The organism is Streptomyces lanatus (assembly GCF_014655715.1).
In the GTDB taxonomy this organism is placed as follows: domain Bacteria; phylum Actinomycetota; class Actinomycetes; order Streptomycetales; family Streptomycetaceae; genus Streptomyces; species Streptomyces lanatus.
The window spans coordinates 861,278-878,897 of the sequence record NZ_BNBM01000001.1; the positions used below are offsets into that span (position 1 = coordinate 861,278).

15 protein-coding genes are annotated in these 17,620 nt (G+C 71.4%); 9 read left to right on the top strand and 6 right to left on the bottom strand.

Going from position 1 to position 17,620, the window contains the following annotated elements:
* Nucleotides 1-12: 12 nt before the first annotated feature.
* The 6 genes from IE325_RS03805 to IE325_RS03830 all read left to right on the top strand — a co-directional run bounded on the left by IE325_RS03805 (nt 13) and on the right by IE325_RS03830 (nt 7,449).
* Nucleotides 13-975 (top strand): carbohydrate ABC transporter permease, encoded by a 963-nt coding sequence (locus IE325_RS03805; RefSeq protein ID WP_190068189.1) that lies wholly within the window; start codon nt 13-15, stop codon nt 973-975.
* Nucleotides 972-1,868 (top strand): carbohydrate ABC transporter permease, encoded by an 897-nt coding sequence (locus IE325_RS03810; protein WP_229911633.1) that lies wholly within the window; start codon nt 972-974, stop codon nt 1,866-1,868. The genes IE325_RS03805 and IE325_RS03810 overlap by 4 nt, the downstream gene beginning before the upstream one ends.
* Before the next feature lie 27 nt (nt 1,869-1,895).
* Nucleotides 1,896-4,769, top strand: a complete 2,874-nt coding sequence (locus tag IE325_RS03815; protein WP_190068190.1) for a glycoside hydrolase family 2 TIM barrel-domain containing protein — start codon at nt 1,896-1,898, stop codon at nt 4,767-4,769.
* Between the two features lie 77 nt (nt 4,770-4,846).
* The gene (locus IE325_RS03820; protein WP_190068191.1) at nt 4,847-5,842 is read left to right on the top strand and encodes an ABC transporter ATP-binding protein; all 996 of its coding nucleotides are present in this window, start codon (nt 4,847-4,849) and stop codon (nt 5,840-5,842) included.
* Between the two features lies 1 nt (nt 5,843).
* Entirely contained in the window at nt 5,844-6,647 is an 804-nt protein-coding gene (locus IE325_RS03825) for an ABC transporter permease (RefSeq protein WP_190068192.1), read from the top strand.
* A gap of 1 nt (nt 6,648) precedes the next feature.
* A complete protein-coding gene (locus IE325_RS03830) occupies nt 6,649-7,449 on the top strand; it encodes an ABC transporter permease (protein WP_190068193.1) in 801 nt (266 codons plus the stop codon).
* A 7-nt stretch (nt 7,450-7,456) separates the two neighbouring features.
* Here the strand turns inward: IE325_RS03830 and IE325_RS03835 are convergent, their stop codons facing one another.
* From IE325_RS03835 to IE325_RS03855, 5 genes are all read right to left on the bottom strand, one after another.
* Complete coding sequence (locus IE325_RS03835) at nt 7,457-8,731, bottom strand: MFS transporter (RefSeq protein ID WP_190068194.1); 1,275 nt, start codon at nt 8,729-8,731, stop codon at nt 7,457-7,459.
* A 32-nt stretch (nt 8,732-8,763) separates the two neighbouring features.
* Nucleotides 8,764-10,065: an MFS transporter gene (locus tag IE325_RS03840; protein WP_190068195.1), complete on the bottom strand. Its 1,302-nt coding sequence runs from the start codon at nt 10,063-10,065 to the stop codon at nt 8,764-8,766.
* Nucleotides 10,062-10,667, bottom strand: a complete 606-nt coding sequence (locus IE325_RS03845) for an ArsR/SmtB family transcription factor (RefSeq protein ID WP_190068196.1) — start codon at nt 10,665-10,667, stop codon at nt 10,062-10,064. The genes IE325_RS03840 and IE325_RS03845 overlap by 4 nt, the downstream gene beginning before the upstream one ends.
* 64 nt (nt 10,668-10,731) lie before the next feature.
* Nucleotides 10,732-11,244 carry a hypothetical protein gene (locus IE325_RS03850; protein ID WP_190068197.1) on the bottom strand — a complete coding sequence of 171 codons (513 nt, stop codon included), beginning with the start codon at nt 11,242-11,244 and terminating at the stop codon, nt 10,732-10,734.
* The gene (locus IE325_RS03855) at nt 11,241-12,953 is read right to left on the bottom strand and encodes a PHP domain-containing protein (RefSeq protein ID WP_190068198.1); all 1,713 of its coding nucleotides are present in this window, start codon (nt 12,951-12,953) and stop codon (nt 11,241-11,243) included. The genes IE325_RS03850 and IE325_RS03855 overlap by 4 nt, the downstream gene beginning before the upstream one ends.
* Nucleotides 12,954-13,210: 257 nt before the next feature.
* Here IE325_RS03855 and IE325_RS03860 point away from each other — a divergent pair, with 257 nt between their 5' ends.
* Complete coding sequence (locus IE325_RS03860; RefSeq protein WP_190068199.1) at nt 13,211-14,530, top strand: jacalin-like lectin; 1,320 nt, start codon at nt 13,211-13,213, stop codon at nt 14,528-14,530.
* Here IE325_RS03860 and IE325_RS03865 read toward each other — a convergent pair.
* Nucleotides 14,512-15,447 carry an aminoglycoside phosphotransferase family protein gene (locus IE325_RS03865; protein WP_190068200.1) on the bottom strand — a complete coding sequence of 312 codons (936 nt, stop codon included), beginning with the start codon at nt 15,445-15,447 and terminating at the stop codon, nt 14,512-14,514. The two genes, IE325_RS03860 and IE325_RS03865, sit on opposite strands and share 19 nt — an antisense overlap.
* An 85-nt stretch (nt 15,448-15,532) precedes the next feature.
* Here IE325_RS03865 and IE325_RS03870 point away from each other — a divergent pair, with 85 nt between their 5' ends.
* Complete coding sequence (locus IE325_RS03870) at nt 15,533-16,135, top strand: TetR-like C-terminal domain-containing protein (RefSeq protein WP_190068201.1); 603 nt, start codon at nt 15,533-15,535, stop codon at nt 16,133-16,135.
* Between the two features lie 148 nt (nt 16,136-16,283).
* Entirely contained in the window at nt 16,284-17,615 is a 1,332-nt protein-coding gene (locus IE325_RS03875) for a prenyltransferase/squalene oxidase repeat-containing protein (protein ID WP_229911634.1), read from the top strand.
* The last annotated feature ends 5 nt before the right edge of the window (nt 17,616-17,620 follow it).

Here is a 17,620-nt window from a genome sequence, read left to right on the forward strand (position 1 = left end):
ACGGATCACGACATGTCGACGACGACGCGCGACCTCGCGCGCCCCGCCCCGGCGAAGGCCTCATCGGCCAAGCCGCGGCGGGGTCTGCGGGGCAGCCCCACGCTCAACTTCTGGCTCTTCACCGGGCCGTTCCTGATCGGTCTGGCGATCTTCGTCTACGCGCCGATCCTCTGGAGCCTCTGGCTCAGCTTCTTCGAGGCCCGCTTCACCGTCACGCCCGACAAGTTCGTCGGGTTCGACAACTACACCTACATGCTGACGAACGACGACTTCGTCGGCTCCCTCGGCACCTTCACCGTCTTCGCCGCCTTCATCGTGCCCACCACCTGGGCGCTGTCGCTGGGTCTGGCGCTGCTGGTGAACCGGATGCGGTTCATGCGGGCGTTCTTCCGCTCGGTCTTCTTCCTGCCAACCGCGTGCAGCTATGTCGCCGCCGCGCTGATCTGGAAGATGTCCATCTTCAGCGGTGTCCGGTTCGGCCTGATGAACACGGTCCTCGGCTGGTTCGGCATCGACAACATCGCCTGGCTGATCGACCCCAACCCGCCCTGGTACTGGCTGGTCATCGTGACCGCCCGACTGTGGCTCCAGTCCGGCTTCTACATGATCCTGTTCATCGCGGCCCTGCAGAACATCCCGGACGAGCTGTACGAGGCCGCCGCCCTCGACGGCGCCAAGCCGGGCTGGCAGACCTTCCGTCACATCACCCTGCCCCAGCTGCGCGCCACGTCCACCGCGGTGATCCTGCTGCTGCTCATCGCCGCCTACCAGGCCTTCGACGAGTTCTTCAACCTGCTGTCCAAGACCACCTGGGGCCGCCCGCCCCTGGTCGAGCTGTACTACAAGGCCCTCGGCGAGAGTCAGGACTACGGCGCCGGCAGCGCGGGAGCGCTCATCCTGACCGTGCTGATCTGTGCCGTGACCCTGCTCCAGGGCAAGATCATGGGCTTTGGAAGGGGGGACGAGTCCAAGTGACCACGACCACGCCTCAGGTGCGCAAGTCCGCGCCGAAGCCGGGCAAGCCCCGTCGCGTCAGAAGCGGTGGCGGCGTGATGAGCTCCACCGGCCTCTACATCGCCACCGGCGTCGCCGCCGTCCTCTTCCTGATCCCGTTCTACGTCCTGCTGCGCAACGCCCTCTCCACCGATGCCGCGATCACCGGGGAGAACTGGCAGATCTTCCCCACGGACATCCAGTGGGGCAACATCGGCGAGCTCTTCTCGGACGAGACGGTCCCCTTCGCCCGGTCCCTGTGGAACTCGGCCGTCGTGGCCACCCTGCACACGGTCGGCGTCCTGTTGGTCTGCTCCCTCGCGGGCTACGGTCTGGCCCGCATTCCGTACAAGCACGCCAACAAGGTCTTCTACGCCGTCCTCGGCACCCTGATGGTGCCGACCGCGGTCACCTTCGTACCGAGCTTCGTGCTGGTCTCCTCGCTGGGCTGGGTGGACACCTACCGTGGTCTCATCATTCCGGGCCTGTTCAGTGGTTTCACCTGCTTCCTGTTCCGGCAGTACTTCCTTGGGTTCCCCAAGGAGCTGGAGGAGGCGGCACGCATGGACGGCCTGGGCTACTGGGGCGCGTACTGGCGTGTCGTCGTGCCGAACTCGCTGAACTTCTTCGCGGCGATGGCGACCATCACCTTCATCAACGGCTGGAACTCCTTCCTGTGGCCGCTGGTCATCGGCCAGGACCCGAGTTCGTGGACCGTCCAGGTCGCGCTCTCCAGCTATATGACCAACCAGACCGTCGTCTTCCACATGATCTTCATGGCCACGGCCATTTCCATCCTGCCCCTGGTGTTCGTGTTCCTCTTCCTCCAGCGCTGGCTGGTCCAGGGGATCGCACAGACCGGCATCAAGGGCTGACGCCTTCTTCTCAAGACCTGGAGACCGATGTCTTTCCGCACCACCCCGACCGTCACCTACGTAGAGGACGTCTCCCCGGGCAGCGGGGCCCTGCCGCCCCGCGCCTGGTACGCCACCTCGGACGCGGAGTCCCTGTCCCTGAACGGCAGCTGGCGCTTCCGGCTGTCGGCGACCGCCGACGCGGAGGACGACTCGTTCGCCGCGCAGGGGTACGACGCCGGGGACTGGGCCGAGGTCACGGTCCCCGGCCACTGGGTCCTCCAGGGCGACGGCGCGTTCGGTTCGCCTATCTACACCAACCACCTCTACCCGTTCCCGGTGGACCCGCCGCACGTCCCCACGGAGAACCCCACCGGTGACCATCTGCGGGTCTTCGACCTGCCTGACACCTGGCCGGCCGACGGCACCGCAGTCCTCCGCTTCGACGGCGTGGAATCCTGCGCCCGCGTCTGGCTCAACGGCACGGAGCTCGGCGAGTTCAAGGGCTCGCGGCTGCCGCACGAGTTCGCGGTCGGGGAGCTGCTGAAGCCGGCCGGGAACGTGCTGGCCGTGCGGGTGCACCAGTGGTCGGCGGGCTCGTACCTGGAGGACCAGGACCAGTGGTGGCTGCCGGGCATCTTCCGTGACGTCACCCTGCTGCACCGCCCGACGGACGCGGCGGGCGACTTCTTCGTGCACGCCTCCTACGACCACACCACGGGCGAGGGCACCCTGCGCGTCGACTCCGACGTCGACGGGCGGGTGTCGGTGCCCGGCCTCGACATCGATGTCGCGACCGGCGAGTCGGTGACCGTCGCGGTCGAGCCGTGGTCCGCCGAGACGCCGAAGCTGTACGACGGTGAGCTGGTCACGTCCGGCGAGCGGGTGCCGCTGCGGATCGGTTTCCGTACGGTCGTCCTCGAAGACGGCCTGATCAAGGTCAACGGCAGGGCGATCCTCTTCAAGGGCGTCAACCGGCACGAGTGGCACCCCGAACGCGGCCGCGCCCTGGACCTCACGACCATGCGCGAGGACGTGCTGCTGATGAAGCGGCACAACCTCAATGCCGTCCGCACCTCGCACTACCCGCCGCACCCGGCCTTCCTGGACCTGTGCGACGAGTACGGCCTGTGGGTCATCGACGAGTGCGACCTGGAGACCCACGGCTTCACCGAGCAGGCCTGGCGCGACAACCCCGTCGACGACGACCGCTGGACCCCGGCCCTCCTTGACCGCGCGGCCCGTATGGTCGAGCGGGACAAGAACCACCCGTCGATCGTGTTCTGGTCGCTGGGCAACGAGGCCGGCACCGGGCGCGGCCTGACCGCGATGGCCGAGTGGATCCACGGCCGGGATCCCGAGCGCCTCGTGCACTACGAGGGTGACTGGGACTGCCGCGACACCGATGTGTACTCGCGGATGTACGCCTCCCACGCCGAGGTCGAGCGCATCGGACAGGGCCTGGACGGCGGGACGCACAAGCGGCGCGGACTGCCCTTCATCCAGTGCGAGTACGGGCACGCGATGGGCAACGGACCGGGTGGCATCGCCGACTACCAGTGGATCTTCGAGGCCCACGACCGGATCCAGGGCGGCTTCATCTGGGAGTGGATCGACCACGGCGTCAAGCACCCCGAGCTGGGCTACGCCTACGGCGGTGACTTCGGCGAGGAGCTGCACGACGGCAACTTCGTCTGCGACGGGCTGATCTTCCCGGACCGGACGCCGTCCCCGGGCCTTGTCGAGTACAAGAAGGTGATCGAGCCGGTCCGTATCGAGGGCGACGCCGCCGGTGGTGCCGTACGGGTGACGAACGCGTACGACTTCGCCGATCTGTCGCACCTGGAGTTCGAGTTCTCGTACCAGGTGGACGGGTTCCCGACGGGCGCGCACAAGCTGGCCGTGCCGCCGCTCGCGCCCGGTGAGTCGGCGGAGGTCAAGCTGCCGGCGGCCGCGCCCGACGGCAAGGGCGAGGAGGTGGGGTGGACGGTGCGGGCGCTGCTCGCCGAGGACACCCCCTGGGCGGGCCGGGGCCATGAGGTGGCGTGGGGTCAGCGGACCGTCGTGCCCCGTGAGCCCCTCCCGGCCGCGAAGGGTGCCCGGCCCGCGGTCGACGGTGACCGGATCTCGCTCGGCCCGGCCGCCTTCGACGCCCGCACCGGTGCCCTGCTGTCCCTCGGCGGGGTCGACGTCAACGGCCCGCGCCTGGATGTGTGGCGGGCGCCCACCGACAACGACGAGGGCGCCTCCTGGCAGGACGACACCCGCTGGGGCGTGCTGTGGCGTCAGCTGGGCCTGCACCGGATGCGGCACCGGCTGGAGGGCGTGGAGTCCGGTGACGACGCGCTGACCGTACGGACCCGGGTGGCACCCGCGGCCCGTGACGTGGGCCTGCGCACCGAGTACCGCTGGACGTCCGACGGCACCCTGCTGCGGCTGACGGTGTCGGTGACTCCCGAGGGCGACTGGAAGGTGCCGCTGCCCCGCCTCGGCCTCCGTCTCGGACTGCCGGCGGCGACCACGGGGTCCGCGGCCTGGTTCGGCAGTGGCGGCGAGGCGTACCCGGACACCAGGGCCGCGGCGAAGCTGCTGCTGTGGGACGCGAGCATCGAGGAACTCCAGACGCCGTACGTCCGCCCGCAGGAGAACGGCGCCCGGTCCGACGTGCGCTGGGTGGAACTCGGCGGGCTCAGGATCGAGGGCGAGCCGGAGTTCTGGTTCAGCGCTCGGCCCTGGACCAGTGAACAGCTGGACGCCGCCCGGCATCTGACCGATCTGGTGCCCGGCGACACCGTCTGGGTCAATCTCGACCACGGCCAGCAGGGCATCGGTTCGCAGTCCTGCGGTCCGGGCCCGCTGCCGCAGTACTTCCTGAAGGCGGAGCCGACGGAATTCTCGTTCGTGTTCTCGGCCACCGAGTAGGCAGAATCATCAGCGGCCGGTCGGCGATCATGCCGACCGGCCGCAACTCATGTGTGCCCGAAGGGAGTTGATGCCACTTGAATGGCAGTATCGAGGTTCGCGGACTGTCCCGGACCTTCCACACCACCGTCCGCCGCCCCGGCTTCGGGGGCGCGTTGCGTTCCCTGGTCAACCCGGAGAAGGTCACCAAAGAGGCCGTCACCGACGTGACGTTCTCCGTCGCCGCCGGTGAACTCCTCGCCCTGCTCGGCCCGAACGGCGCGGGCAAGTCCACCACCATCAAGATGCTCACCGGCATCCTCACACCGACCGCGGGCGAGGCGCGGGTCGCGGGTGTGGTGCCGTACGAGGAGCGCGAGCGCAACGCCCGCAACATAGGCGCCGTGTTCGGGCAGCGCACCCAGCTGTGGTGGGATCTGCCGGTCCGTGAGTCGTTCGCGATCCTGCGCGACATCTACGAGGTCCCGAAGCCCGAACACACCGCCCGCCTCCAGGAGTTCGACGACCTCCTGGACCTGTCCTCCTTCTGGGACACCCGGGTCCGCCATCTCTCCCTCGGCCAGCGCGTGCGCTCCGACCTGGCCGCCGCGCTGCTGCACGACCCGCCGGTCGTCTTCCTGGACGAGCCGACCATCGGCATGGACGTGGTGGTGAAGGAGCAGGTGCGGGAGTTCCTGCGGCACCAGGTGGAGGAGCGCGGCCGTACGGTCCTGCTGACCACGCATGACATGACGGAGGTGGAGCGGCTCGCCGAGCGGGTGGTGCTGATCAACAACGGGCGGCTGGTGCTGGACGGCACGCTCGACGAGATCCGCCGCGAGTTCGGCTCGACCTGGCAGGTGCGGGTGACGCTGGCCGATCCGCACACCGAGATCGGCCCGCTGCCGGGCATCGCGCTGCTGCGCCGCGAGGGTCCGCAGGCGGTCTTCGGGCCGGACGGTCCCGACGCGCCGACCGTGCACCAGGCGCTGAAGCGGGTCATCGAACGGTACGAGGTGACGGACCTGGCGCTGGACGAGGCGGACCTGGAGGACGTGATGCGGGCCGCGTACGTCCATGCCGAGGGGGTCTGACATGGCCGTACTGCACGGCTGGCGGGCCGCCCGCGTCACCCCGCTCGGGGAGCTGCACACGCCACCCCGGATGACCGCCGTCCTGCTCCGGCTGACCGTCCAGGTGGTCCTGGTGGCGTCCCTGTGGCGCGGCCTGTACGCCCACACCGGCACGACCGCCGGACTGACCCGCGACCAGGCGGTGACGTACGCAGTCCTGGCCGTACTGGCCTCCCGGCTGCGGGAGTTGGACCAGTACGCGGGCCGGGACACGGTACTGCAGCACATGCACTTCGGCACGATCGTCTACTGGTATCTGCGCCCGCTGCCGCCCCGCCGGTACTACGCCCTGCGCGCGCTGGGCGAGCAGCTGTACGGGCTGGCGTGGGCCCTGTTCGGATACGCGGTGTGCCTGGCCGCGGGGGTGGTGGCACCGCCGGAGTCGGCGGCCACGGCGGGGGTGTTCCTGCTGAGCATGCTGCTGGGGCAGTGGGTCCTGTACTACGTCATGCTCCTGCTGGACCAGATGTGCTTCTTCACCCTCCGCAACAACTCCGCGATGCTGATCCTGATCTTCGCGCAGAACCTGATGTCCGGGGTGTACGCGCCGCTGTGGTTCTTCCCGGACTGGTTCATCACGCTGAGCGGCGTCCTGCCCTTCCAGGCGACGCTGAACGTACCGCTGTCGATCTACGTCGGCCGGATCCAACTGTCCGACGCGGGCGCCCAGTTGGCGGTCCAGGCGGCCTGGGTGCTGGCGCTGGCCCTGGTCACCCGCCAGGTGTGGCGGCGGGCAGCTCGACGCGTGATCTCGCAGGGAGGCTGAGATGTCGCTGAAGGCTCTGCGCATCGTCTGGCGTGTCTCGCTGCTCAATATCCGCGCCTCGATGGAGTACCGCACCGAGTTCCTGCTGAACATCGCGATCGGCGCGATCTGGCAGATGTCGGTGATCGTGTTCGCCACGGTGCTGCTGGCCCGGTTCACCGGGATGGGCGGCTGGGACAGCTCGGACGTCCTGCTGATCCCGGCGATCCGGATGCTCGCTCACGGGCTGTTCGTCCTGCTCCTGGGCCGTGTGCACTTCATCGGCCACCAGGTCCAGGAGGGCCGGATCGACATCTATCTCCTGCGCCCGATGCCGGTGCACCGCCAGGTGCAGCTCGCGTACTTCCCGACCAACGCGATCGGCGACCTGACGGTCGCGGCGGGCCTGATGGCGGGCGCGCTCGGCCGCAGCACCCTGGACTGGTCGGCGGGCCGCGTCTCCTATCTGATCGCCGCGGTCATCGGCGGCATGCTGCTGGAAGCGGCCCTGTTCACGGGCGTGGCCGCCGCGTGTCTGCGCTATCCGGCCGCCGACTACTGGGGCCGCTGGCTGGAGGAGCTCCTCGGCACCTTCGGCAGCTACCCGCTGAACGTCCTCCCGAAGGCGGTCGGCGGCTTCCTCACCTTCGCCCTCCCGCTCGCCTTCGTCGCGTACTTCCCGGCCGCGGTCCTCACCGGCCACGACACCGCGGTTCCGTACTGGCTGGCGGCGGCATCGCCCCTACTGGGGCTGGTGGCGTATCTGGGGGCGCGGGGGATGTGGCGGTGGGCGTTGGGGCACTATACGGGGGTGAACGGGTGACCGATGGTCAGGTACGGCGCCCCGAGCTCCATATCGGCGTGAAGAGCGCGGCGACCGCGATCAGCACACAGCCCGCGCCCGCGAGCAGGGCGACGGGCGCCGTGCCGTGGTGTTCGGCGGCCCAGGTGAGGACGGCCGCGCCGATCGGGGCCGCCGAGTACTGGAGCGTCCAGTAGGCGGAGGTGACACGGCCGAGGAGGGGTTCCGGGGTGACCTCCTGGCGCAGTGACATGGAGCAGGTGCCCGCGATGCCGACGCAGGCGAGGAAGGCGGCGGTCAGGGCCGCGACGACGGGCACATCTCCGGCCCAGCCGAGCCCGGCGAAGGCGAGCCCGCACACCGCGACCGCTCCGGTCCAGGTCGGCCCGAAGCCGAGCCCACGGCGGACCCGGGCCACCAGCAGGGCACCGGTGATGGTGCCGAGCGCGCCGACGGCCATGACGACGCCGACCGTGCCGTCGTCATGGCCGAGGTCGTGCTTGAGGTGGTAGATGACCAGGTCGTTCAGGCCGAGGGTGAGGAAGCTGAACACGAACAGCAGGGCCGTCAGGGAACGCAGCACAGGGTGGCCGTAGAGGAAGGACATGCCGGTGCGCAGGTCCCGCCACAGCCCCGACCGCTCGGTGGGCTCACCGGTCCGTTCCCGCAGTCGTACGAAGGCCAGACAGGCGGCGGAGACACCGAAGCTGGCGGCGTCCACGCCGACGGCCGTGGCCGGGCCGGACCAGGCGGCGACGAGCCCGGCGCACAGTGGCCCGAGCACGCCGGCCGCGGCGGCGGTGGCGTTGAGCCGGCCGTTCGCCTCGGTGAGGCGGTCGGTGCCGACCAGTCCGCGCACGACGGTGACATAGCCGACGGCGAACAGCATGCCGAGGGCCTCGCACAGCGGCAGGACGACATAGAGCAGCCAGATCCGCGGGCCGAACAGCCAGACCAGCGGGACGAGTCCGTACAGCACCAGGCGCACGAGATCGCAGATGATGAGCAGCCTGCGCCGGTCGACGCGGTCCACGACGGTCCCGGCGAACACCGCCGCGAGCACCGCCGCCGCCCCGCCGACCGCCGTGAGCAGGCCCATGCGGGCGAGTGAGCCCGTGGCCTGGAGCACCAGCAGGGGCAGGGCGATCAGCGCGAAGGAGTCACCGAGCACGGAGAGGGTCTGCGCGACCCAGAAGATCCCGAAGTCCCGCTGCCGCCACAGGGGGCGGGCCGGGTCGCCGGGCGGTGCGGGAGGCCTGCGTCCGCCGGGCGCCTTCTCGCGCCGCGCCTCCTCGTGTGTCATCCGCTCCCCGTCGGCTCGAAACCCCGGTAATCCTACGGGTGTTGACCGACCCGAGGAGGGCTGCGGGTCGGCTCGGAGGGCTCGATGCCCTCCAGGGAGCGGATGCCGGGTATCGGTGAGGGCAGCAGCCACAGCAGGGACAGCGCACCGCCGATCGCCGCGGTGACGAGGGTCGCGCGCAGGCCGATGCCGGTGGCGAGGACGCCTCCTACGACGGCGCCGAGCGGGCGTACGCCGTAGTTGACGGTGCTGTAGGCCCCGGCCACGCGGCTGCGCAGGGCGTCGGGGATCACCGCGGTCTGCAGGGAGTTGAGGTTGACGTCGAACAGCATGACGCCGAGGCCGACCAGGAAGTAGGCCGCGCCCAGGATCCCGGCGCGGGCCCAGGCGGGGCCGTCCGCGGTGGCGATGAGGGCGATGGGCGCCGGGAACAGAACGGCGCCGACGGCGATCCCGCGTCCCACGCCGATCCGCCGGGCCAGCCAGGGTGCCGCCAGCGCACCGAGCAGGGAGCCGCTGGCGCCGATGCCCATGGCCAGCCCGATGGCGGCCGGGGAGAGTTCGAGGTCGCGGTCGGCGAAGAGCACGATCAGGCCGGTGCCGGAGACGAAGGTGAAGAAGTTGAGGGTCGTGGTGCAGGCCAGGCCGGGGCGCAGTACCGGATCCCGGAAGATGTGGGCCACGCCCTCGCGCGCGTCGCGCATCAGTGCCGTGCGGTCGGCCGTGGTGGGCGGCGGCTCGTCGACCGTGACCCGGCGCAGGAGCAACGCGGACGCCACGAAGGACAGCGCGTCGGCGACCAGGGCGACCGGCGCGGTCAGCGCCTGCACCAGCCCGCCGCCGACCGCGGGCCCGGCGACGAAGGAAGCCGAACGGGCCGCGCTTAACTTGCTGTTCGCCTCGACGTACGCCGCGCGCGGCACCAGCAGCGCGAAGAAGGGCGCCCAGGCGCAGGCGGCCACCACGCTCGCGAGGCCGGTCAGCAGAGCCACCGCGTACAACTGCCCCAGCGTCAGGGCGCCCCACGCGTAGGCGACCGGCACCGTCAGCAGCACGCCCGCCCTTACGAGATCGGTGCCGATCAGCAACCGCCGTTTGCCCGGCCTGTGTTCGACCCACGCCCCCAGCACCAGCGCGAGCAGGTTCGGCGTCCAGACCAGTGCCGTCAGCCAGGCCACCTGACCGGCCGAGGCGTCGAGCACGCCGACGGCGATCAGGGGCAGCGCCAGTTCGGAGATCCGGTCGCCGAACTGCGAGACCGCGCTGCCCGCCCAGCACCGCGCGAACCGGCGGTCCCGCCACAGGGACGTCGGGGCGAGGAGCCCGCGCCTCATGCGTCCGCGCCCTCGCCGGCTCCCGGCGCGGCCTCCGGCAGCGCGTAGCGCAGCAGCCGTACGCCTCGGGTTCCGGGCGGTCGGGTCTCGCGGTCGCGCATCACATACGGTGCGAGTACGGCCTCGATCGCGTCCTCGATCCCGGCGAGTTCCTCGACGGAGACCACGATCCGCGTGTTGGCCAGGCCGCCGAGTCGGCGCCAGGCCGGTTCGAGGGCGGGCTCGGTCTCCGTCGCCCAGCGCTCGGGCAGGTCGGCGGCACGGGCGAACATCTCCCAGGACAGGGCCCGCGCCGCGGAGGTGCCCTCCGCGTCCTCCGGAACCCGCAGCCGGAAGCCCCGCGCCGCCGCCTCCCAGCGCCGCTCACGCCGGTCGGTCCCGCCGTCGGCGGCATCCCTGACCAGCCCGAAGCCCGCGAGATGCCGCAGATGCCAGCTGGTGACGGACGGTGTGGCGCCGACGTGCGGGGAGAGCTGGGTGGCCGTGGCGGGGCCCTCGCGTTGGAGGCGTTCGAGGATGGCGAGTCGCACGGGGTGCGCCAGCGCCCGCATGGCCTTCGGATCGGTGATCTCGATGTCGCCGAGGCGATTCCCGGAATCCATGACCTGAGAGTGTTCTCTCAGAAAGCGTGAGAGTCAACTCTCAGACCATGCGGGAAGGCTGAGTTCAGTGGTCCGCGCAGCACGGCGTCGGATCGGCCACCTCGAATGGCACAAGCGTCCCGCCCACCGCGGGCATGGCGGTCAGGACAAGTTCGCCGTCCTGCCACTGCGGGCGTACATGATCACCCGTCAGGAGGCGGGTGTCCGGGGGTGGTTGGTCCGAGGTGCCGAGGACCGCTACTCGGTCGATCGCCGAGTGGGACAGGACGTCGGCGATCGTCAGGGTGCCGGTGAGGGACGCGACGCCCGGGTAGAGCACGGCGCGGCCCATCGCGTCCGGCACCCCGGGCGCCACCTCGTGTCCCCCGGCCACCAGCCGCTCCTGGGCGGTACGCAGGAGCGACTCGGTGGGCAGGGCGAGGGAGAGGGCCACCCGCGGCCGTTCTCCCCGCACCAGGTGGGTGCAGCCGAACACGCCCTCGGGAAGGGCGAGTTCGGCCGCCAGCGTGTGGAGCAGGTGGTCGGCCGCACGGAGGTCCCGGACACCCGCGTCCACGGTCAGGACGTACGGGGTCACGAGGGCAGGACCCACACCGGGTTGGAGTAGAACCACAGGTCGCGCCACGGGTCGGCGTCGCCCACGACGTCGATGGCCGGCCCGGCCGGGTCCACGGCGGCACCCATCGCGCCCACGGCGCCGCGGTTGCCGTCGGTGCCGCGCAGACGGACGTAGACGGGGCGGTCGACCTTGCCGAGGTCGTAGGTGAGGCGGACCGTGCCGGACGACTTGTTCACCTCGTACGACTTGACCACCTTGGCGGTCGGCGCGGTGAAGGTGTCCTTGTCGGCGACCGGGCCGGTGACATCGCCCTGGATGACGTCGACGCGGGCCAACTTCGGTACGAATCCCGCCCAGTTGGGGCCGCCCGCCATCGCCACGTCGACGGCCAGCGTGACGTTGGTGCCCTTGCGGACGTGCAGGGCGCCGCCGAGGGTGGCCCAGCGGTGGCCGCCGGTCACGCGGACGTCGAGGGCGCCGAGGAGCTGGCCGTGGTCGACCCAGATGCGGCCCGCGCGGATGCCCTCCATGACGGCGGCGTAGGAGAAGCCGTCGGCGCCGACGTGCGTACGGCTGTACTGGCCGGGCCAGTAGTCGCCCTGCGTGATGTCGATCTGGCCGGCGTAGACCGGGTCGTCGTAGCGGCCGTTGGCGTCGAAGTTGCCGCCGCCACGCGCTGCGGTGTCGGCGTAGACCTGATGGGAGTCGGAGTTGGCGGTGATCCACCACGGCTTGCCCTCGGCGAGGAGGCTGTCCCACAGGCCGCCGACGGTCGCCGTCATCCAGTCGAAGCCGCCCCAGGTGCGGTAGCTCTCCAGCGGGTAGCCGGCGAAGGAGTTGGCGCTGGGGTTGTTGTCGTAGATGCCGCGGGCGCGCCCCATGCCGAGGGGGGCGGGGAGGCCGGCCGCCTGGTGGCCGGGGGCGCCCTCGAAGCCGATGGCGATCTGGCGGCCACGGCCCGCGTCACGCCAGCCGCGTATCTCGTGCGGGGAGTCGACACCGCGCCGCGCCGGGTGGTTGGCGAGCATCAGCGCGTCCTTGACCTTGCGGCGCTGCACCTGCTCGGCGAGGAAGTTCAGGCCCGCGATGGCGAGGGCCTCGTTGGCAGGCGTGGAGTCGGAGGCGCCCTTGACGCTGCCGTCGTAGTCGGTCTCGAACTGCTTGAGTACGGAGACCTCGTTGTTGCCGGGGTGCACGAAGACGGTGCCGTGCTCGGCGCCCGGGATGTTCCACTCCAGGCCCTGGAAGACGAGGGTGTCCTCGTAGGCGGCGCGGGCCGCCTTGATGTCCGGGTTGACCTTGTCGACGCCGATCTTGGCGTGGGCGACGCTGCCGTGGTCGGTGATGACCAGCCAGTCCATGCCGTGCCTGGCGCCCTGGCGGACCTGGTCGACGACGCGGTACTTGCCGTCGCTGCTGTACTGGGTGTGGATGTGGTGGTCACCGGACAGCCACAGGAAGCCGTTGGTGCGGCGGCCGCCGGAGGCCGGGGCGGCGGAGGCGGCGGGAGCCGCGGCGGCGGCCGGGGCGACGACGCTCGCGGCGGCCAGACCGGCCCCCAGCAGGCCCGCACGGCGCAGCAGGGTGCGGCGCGAGTGCTGCTCGGGGGTGAGCGCCTCGTCGGGCACGGACGGGTCGAAGGCGGCGGGCATCGCGCCGGACGCCGCCCCGTCATGCGAGTGATCGTGGTCGTGGTGGTGATGCCCGTGCGGGTGCCCGTGTCCCATGAACGCCTCCTGGGGTGCCGCTGTCTGCCGGCGGCTGCCTTCTACGGCGCTGTTGCGCCGCCTGTGGAGGATCAAGGCGAAACATGAACGTTGAACGAGCGGCGCATGGCCGCCGGGTGCCGCCGATACGGCGGAACTCCCCGTCTCTCACAGTTTCCTCAACGACCCTTGTACGTCACCCTGGTTGACACCGAACCTGAACACCGCTCATGTTCAACGTTCACCCTCTTCCCCTCTCCCCCGGAGACTCCCCCACCATGAGAAGACTGATAGGCACGCTCGCGGCGGCCGCGCTCGCCGTCACCGGCCTCACCGCCACCACGGCCACGCCCGCGACGGCCGCCACCTCGGGCTCCTTCAACGTCCTGACGTACAACATCGCGGGCCTCCCGCTCGGCCTCGGCGACAGCGACCCTGAGACGAACACCCCGCTCATCGGACAGCGCCTCGCCCCGTACGACATCGTCAATGTCCAGGAGGACTTCAACTTCCACGCCTCGCTGTACGCCAACGACGCCCACCCGTACCGCACGGCGACCAGCGGCGGAGCGGCCTTCGGTGACGGCCTCAATACGCTGTCGGACTTCTCGTTCGAGGACTTCGAGCGGGTCAAGTGGAACGACTGCACCGGCACCAACTGCCTCACCCCGAAGGGCTTCTCGCTGGCCCGGGTGCGGCTGGCCGAGGGCGTGTTCGTGGACCTGTACAACGTCCACACCAACGCCGACGACGACGCCGCCGCGCTGGCCGCCCGCCGGGCCAACGTCGAGCAGCTGTCGGACTTCATCCAGGCCAACTCCGCCGGCAACGCGGTGATCGTCATGGGCGACACCAACACCCGCTACACCCGCAGCGGCGACAACATCCGCACGCTGGTGAGCGAGAACGGCCTGACCGACGCGTGGGTGAAGCTGGTCAAGGGCGGCACGCCCCCGGCGGCGGGCAGTGACGCGCTGGTGTGCGACTCGGCGGCGCCGACCAACGACTGCGAGGTGGTGGACAAGGTCCTCTACCGGGGCAGCGACCTGCTGACCCTGAACGCGACGCGCTACAACAACGACTGGGCGAAGTTCCTCCGCGCGGACGGCAAGCACCTCTCCGACCACTTCCCGCACACGGTCGACTTCTCCTACACCCTCAACTCGTCCCTCAAGGCGAGCGACTTCTTCGGCGGCCCGCACGGCACGGCCTTCAACGACGCCGACGACCTGCCGGCCACGCCCGCACCCCGCACCCTCACCCTGCGCGGCGCCTCCCGCCTGGACGCCCTCTCCCTCACCCACGCCGACGGCACGACCCTCACCCACGGCGGCACGGGCGGCACGGCGACGTCCCTGACGCTGGGGTCGGGCGAGCACCTCACGGCCGTAAAGCTGACGCAGGGTCAGAAGGACGGCCGTACGCGGATCTTCTCGGCCTCCTTCACCACGGACAAGGGCCGCACGCTGTCGTCCGGTACGGCGACGTCGGACACCAGGACCTTCACGGCACCGTCGGGGTGGCAGATCGTGGGGTTCACGGGGCGGGCCGGGGATGAGATCGACAAGCTGGGGGTGGTTTACGCGCCGGTCGGGTGACGACCGTCGGCCTGTCGCGTGAGACGGGCCAGTGACGCGTACGCCGGCGGCCCCCAGCTCGCCTTACCGCCGGGGCGGCCTCGCACCCCCGCCTCGCCGATGAGGATCCCGCTGAGGGCACGCCCCACCGCCCACCCCCGGGCCCGCCGCAGCGTCGCGGCGTCGGGGGTCGGCCGGTACGCCCCGTGAAACCGGTCCATCGCGTCCTCCGGCAGCAGGATCCACGCGGCGGAGAGATCGCAGGCGGGGTCCCCCGCGCAGAGATCCCCGAAGTCGATCACCCCGCAGAACGTGCCGTCCGCGGTGAGCACATTGGCCGGATGCAGGTCACCGTGGAGCCAGACGGCCGGCCCCTCCCACTCGGGCGCCGCGGCGGCGTCGTCCCAGACCGCGCGGACGGCGTCCGGGTCGGGGACCAGGCCCATTTCGGTCGCCCGGGCGAGCATCCCGGTGAACCCGTCCAGGCTGTCGGCCAGGAGCCCGCCCCGGTCACGGCCCATGGGCGCGTCGACCGGGGCGGGGCGGTGCAGCGCCGTCAGGAAGGCGGCCAGGGCGTCGGCCGCCTCGTCGGCGCGGGTGACGGGGGCGAGGTCGGCAGGTGTGCCCGGTACCCAGGTGGTGACGATCCAGGGCCGCGGGAAACGCTCGGAGGGCTCGCCGATGCGCTGCGGCACCGGGACCGGCAGGGGGAGCCCCGGGGCGAGCCCGGGCAGCCACGCGTGCTCCTTGCGCAGCAGCGCGTCGGCCGTCTGCGTCGCCCAGGGGAGCCGTACGGCGAGGTCGTCGCCGAGCCGCCACAACTGGTTGTCCCAGCCACGCGCACCGAGCTCCACGGGGCGGTCGGCCAGGTCGGGATGCTGGTCGTGCAGGAGGTCCCGGACCAGCTCGGCGGTGATGTCAATCTCGGTGTGGGTCATGCGGGGCAAGAGTAGTCATACGCTTCCGAGCCGCATTAGCATCCTGCCTGAACACCCTAGGTTTCCGGTCGGAGGACACAGCCCCATGGCCCGCGCAGGACTCACCGCCGACCGTCTCGCCGAGGCGGCCGCCGAACTGGCCGACGAGGTCGGGTTCGACAAGGTCAGCCTGTCGGCGCTGGCCCGGCGGTTCGGGGTGAAGGACGCCAGCCTGTACTCGCACGTCAGGAACCTCCAGGAGCTGCGGACCCGGGTCGCCCTGCTGGCCGGTGGCGAGATGATCGACCGGATCGCCGCCGCCGTCGCGGGCCGGGCCGGCAAGGACGCGCTCGCGGCGTTCGCGGACGCGTATCGCGCGTACGCCCTGGAGCACCCGGGCCGGTACGCGGCCACCCAGATCCGCGTCGACCAGAGCCTCGCCGCCGACTCTCCCTCGATGCGCCGCACCGCCGAGATCACGTACGGCATGCTGCGCGCCTACGGCCTCGACGAACCCGACCTCACCGACGCCGTCCGGCTGCTGCGCAGCACCTTCCACGGGTACTGCTCGCTGGAGTCCACCGGTGCCTTCGGCGCGCCCCGTGATGTCCGCGAGTCGTGGGAGCGTGCCGTCGACGCGCTGCACGTGGCGCTCGCGAACTGGCCTCGGGCGGGGGCCGATCGGCGGCCGCCCCAGTTGTCACCCTGACCACTTAGACTGGAAACTTCGCGGAGGCCACACGCCGCCACCACGGGGGAGGGAACGCGTCATGTCCCAACAGCAGCTAGGACGCGGCCCGTTGAGGCCCCGTCAGACGGGCACCGGTCCCCCGTCCCCCGCTCCCGACGAGGACACCGTGCCCACCTCACCCCCGGCGCGTTTCGTCGGCTGGCTCGGCGGCCTCGGTGCCGCGGCCGCCGGGTACGGCGTGTTCCAGTTCCTGTTCAGTGTGCTGCCCGGCTCCATCGACGGCGCGACCGCGCGGTATCTGATCTCCGGCGTCAGCGGGCTCGGCACCTTCGTCGCGGCCTGGCTGGCGGCGGGTCTGCTGCGGGCGCGGACCGCGGCCTCCGCACCCGCCGTGGGGCCCGCCGCGCTGGCCCCGGGCGCGCCCGGCCCGCTCCCCCGGGTCTTCGCCGCCGCCTACGACTCGCTCGTCGAGCAGGTGTCGGTCGTGGAGGACCCCGAGCACGGGCGGCTCACCGGCTGGCCGCACTCCCTGGGCGAGGACACCCCGTCCCGGCCCACCCCGGTCGGCACCGCGTACGGACTGCACATCATGCTCGACCTCGGCGTGCCGGAGGGACGGCTGAGCACCGGCGAACTGGTGGACACCTTGTGGCGGCTGCGGCTGCCGGGGGGCGGCTGGTCGGCGCGGTCCCAGGGGTCGGAGGCGCGTCCCGAGGTGACCGCGCTGGTGCTGGGGGCGCTGGCCCGGGCGGGCGCGTCCGCCGAGCGGCTCGCGGCGGAGGTGGACCGCTGCACGGACGGCTTCACCCGGCAACTCGACCGCACGGGGCACGAGTCGACCCATGTCGTGACGACGGTGCTGCGCGGCCTGCTGCGTGCCGCGCCCCGCTCCGAGGTCCTGCCGGTGCTGCGCGAGGCCCTCGCGGACGGCGCGATCAGCGACCCGCGCCGCGACCATCTGCGCTGCTGGGGCTACCGCCTCCAGCCGCCGTACGGCAACCCGTCGCCGCTGCACACCGCGCAGGCCGTCGTCGCCCTCGACCGGGCCGCCCGGGTCATGGGCGAGGAGGGCAACGCGCGCGCCGCCCGTGCCCGCGCCGCGCGTGAGGACGGCATCCGCTGGCTGCTGTCCTGCCCGGACGCGCCGCACGACATCTGCCCCGACCTGGCGAACCTCCACGAGGAGGTGCGCCGCCCCCGCACCGACGACCCCACCCGCCACGAGGTGCTGAACGTACGGCACTTCACCGCCTCCTGGCTGGCCCGCGCCCTGCTGTCGCCCGGTGCCCTGGACATCGCCCGCGCCGAGGGCCTGGAGGACGAGCTGCGGGTACGCCTCGACGGGGCCCTGGCCGCGGTGTGGGCCGGGCAGACGGACGGCATCTGGCTGTGGGGGCGGGACGACAGCACCGAGCAGCGGCGGCCCATGTGGATGACCTATCAGGGTCTTTCGGCGCTGCGCGCGCATGCCGTATGGATGTACCAGCCACATGGCTGAAGTCG

Coding starts and splice junctions, on each gene's coding strand:
- IE325_RS03825 (WP_190068192.1), top strand. CDS start 5,844: ATGGCCGTACTGCACGGCTGGCGGGCCGCCCGCGTCACCCCGCTCGGG.
- IE325_RS03815 (WP_190068190.1), top strand. CDS start 1,896: ATGTCTTTCCGCACCACCCCGACCGTCACCTACGTAGAGGACGTCTCC.
- IE325_RS03840 (WP_190068195.1), bottom strand. CDS start 10,065: ATGAGGCGCGGGCTCCTCGCCCCGACGTCCCTGTGGCGGGACCGCCGG.
- IE325_RS03845 (WP_190068196.1), bottom strand. CDS start 10,667: ATGGATTCCGGGAATCGCCTCGGCGACATCGAGATCACCGATCCGAAG.
- IE325_RS03830 (WP_190068193.1), top strand. CDS start 6,649: ATGTCGCTGAAGGCTCTGCGCATCGTCTGGCGTGTCTCGCTGCTCAAT.
- IE325_RS03865 (WP_190068200.1), bottom strand. CDS start 15,447: ATGACCCACACCGAGATTGACATCACCGCCGAGCTGGTCCGGGACCTC.
- IE325_RS03805 (WP_190068189.1), top strand. CDS start 13: ATGTCGACGACGACGCGCGACCTCGCGCGCCCCGCCCCGGCGAAGGCC.
- IE325_RS03835 (WP_190068194.1), bottom strand. CDS start 8,731: ATGACACACGAGGAGGCGCGGCGCGAGAAGGCGCCCGGCGGACGCAGG.
- IE325_RS03860 (WP_190068199.1), top strand. CDS start 13,211: ATGAGAAGACTGATAGGCACGCTCGCGGCGGCCGCGCTCGCCGTCACC.
- IE325_RS03855 (WP_190068198.1), bottom strand. CDS start 12,953: ATGGGACACGGGCACCCGCACGGGCATCACCACCACGACCACGATCAC.
- IE325_RS03870 (WP_190068201.1), top strand. CDS start 15,533: ATGGCCCGCGCAGGACTCACCGCCGACCGTCTCGCCGAGGCGGCCGCC.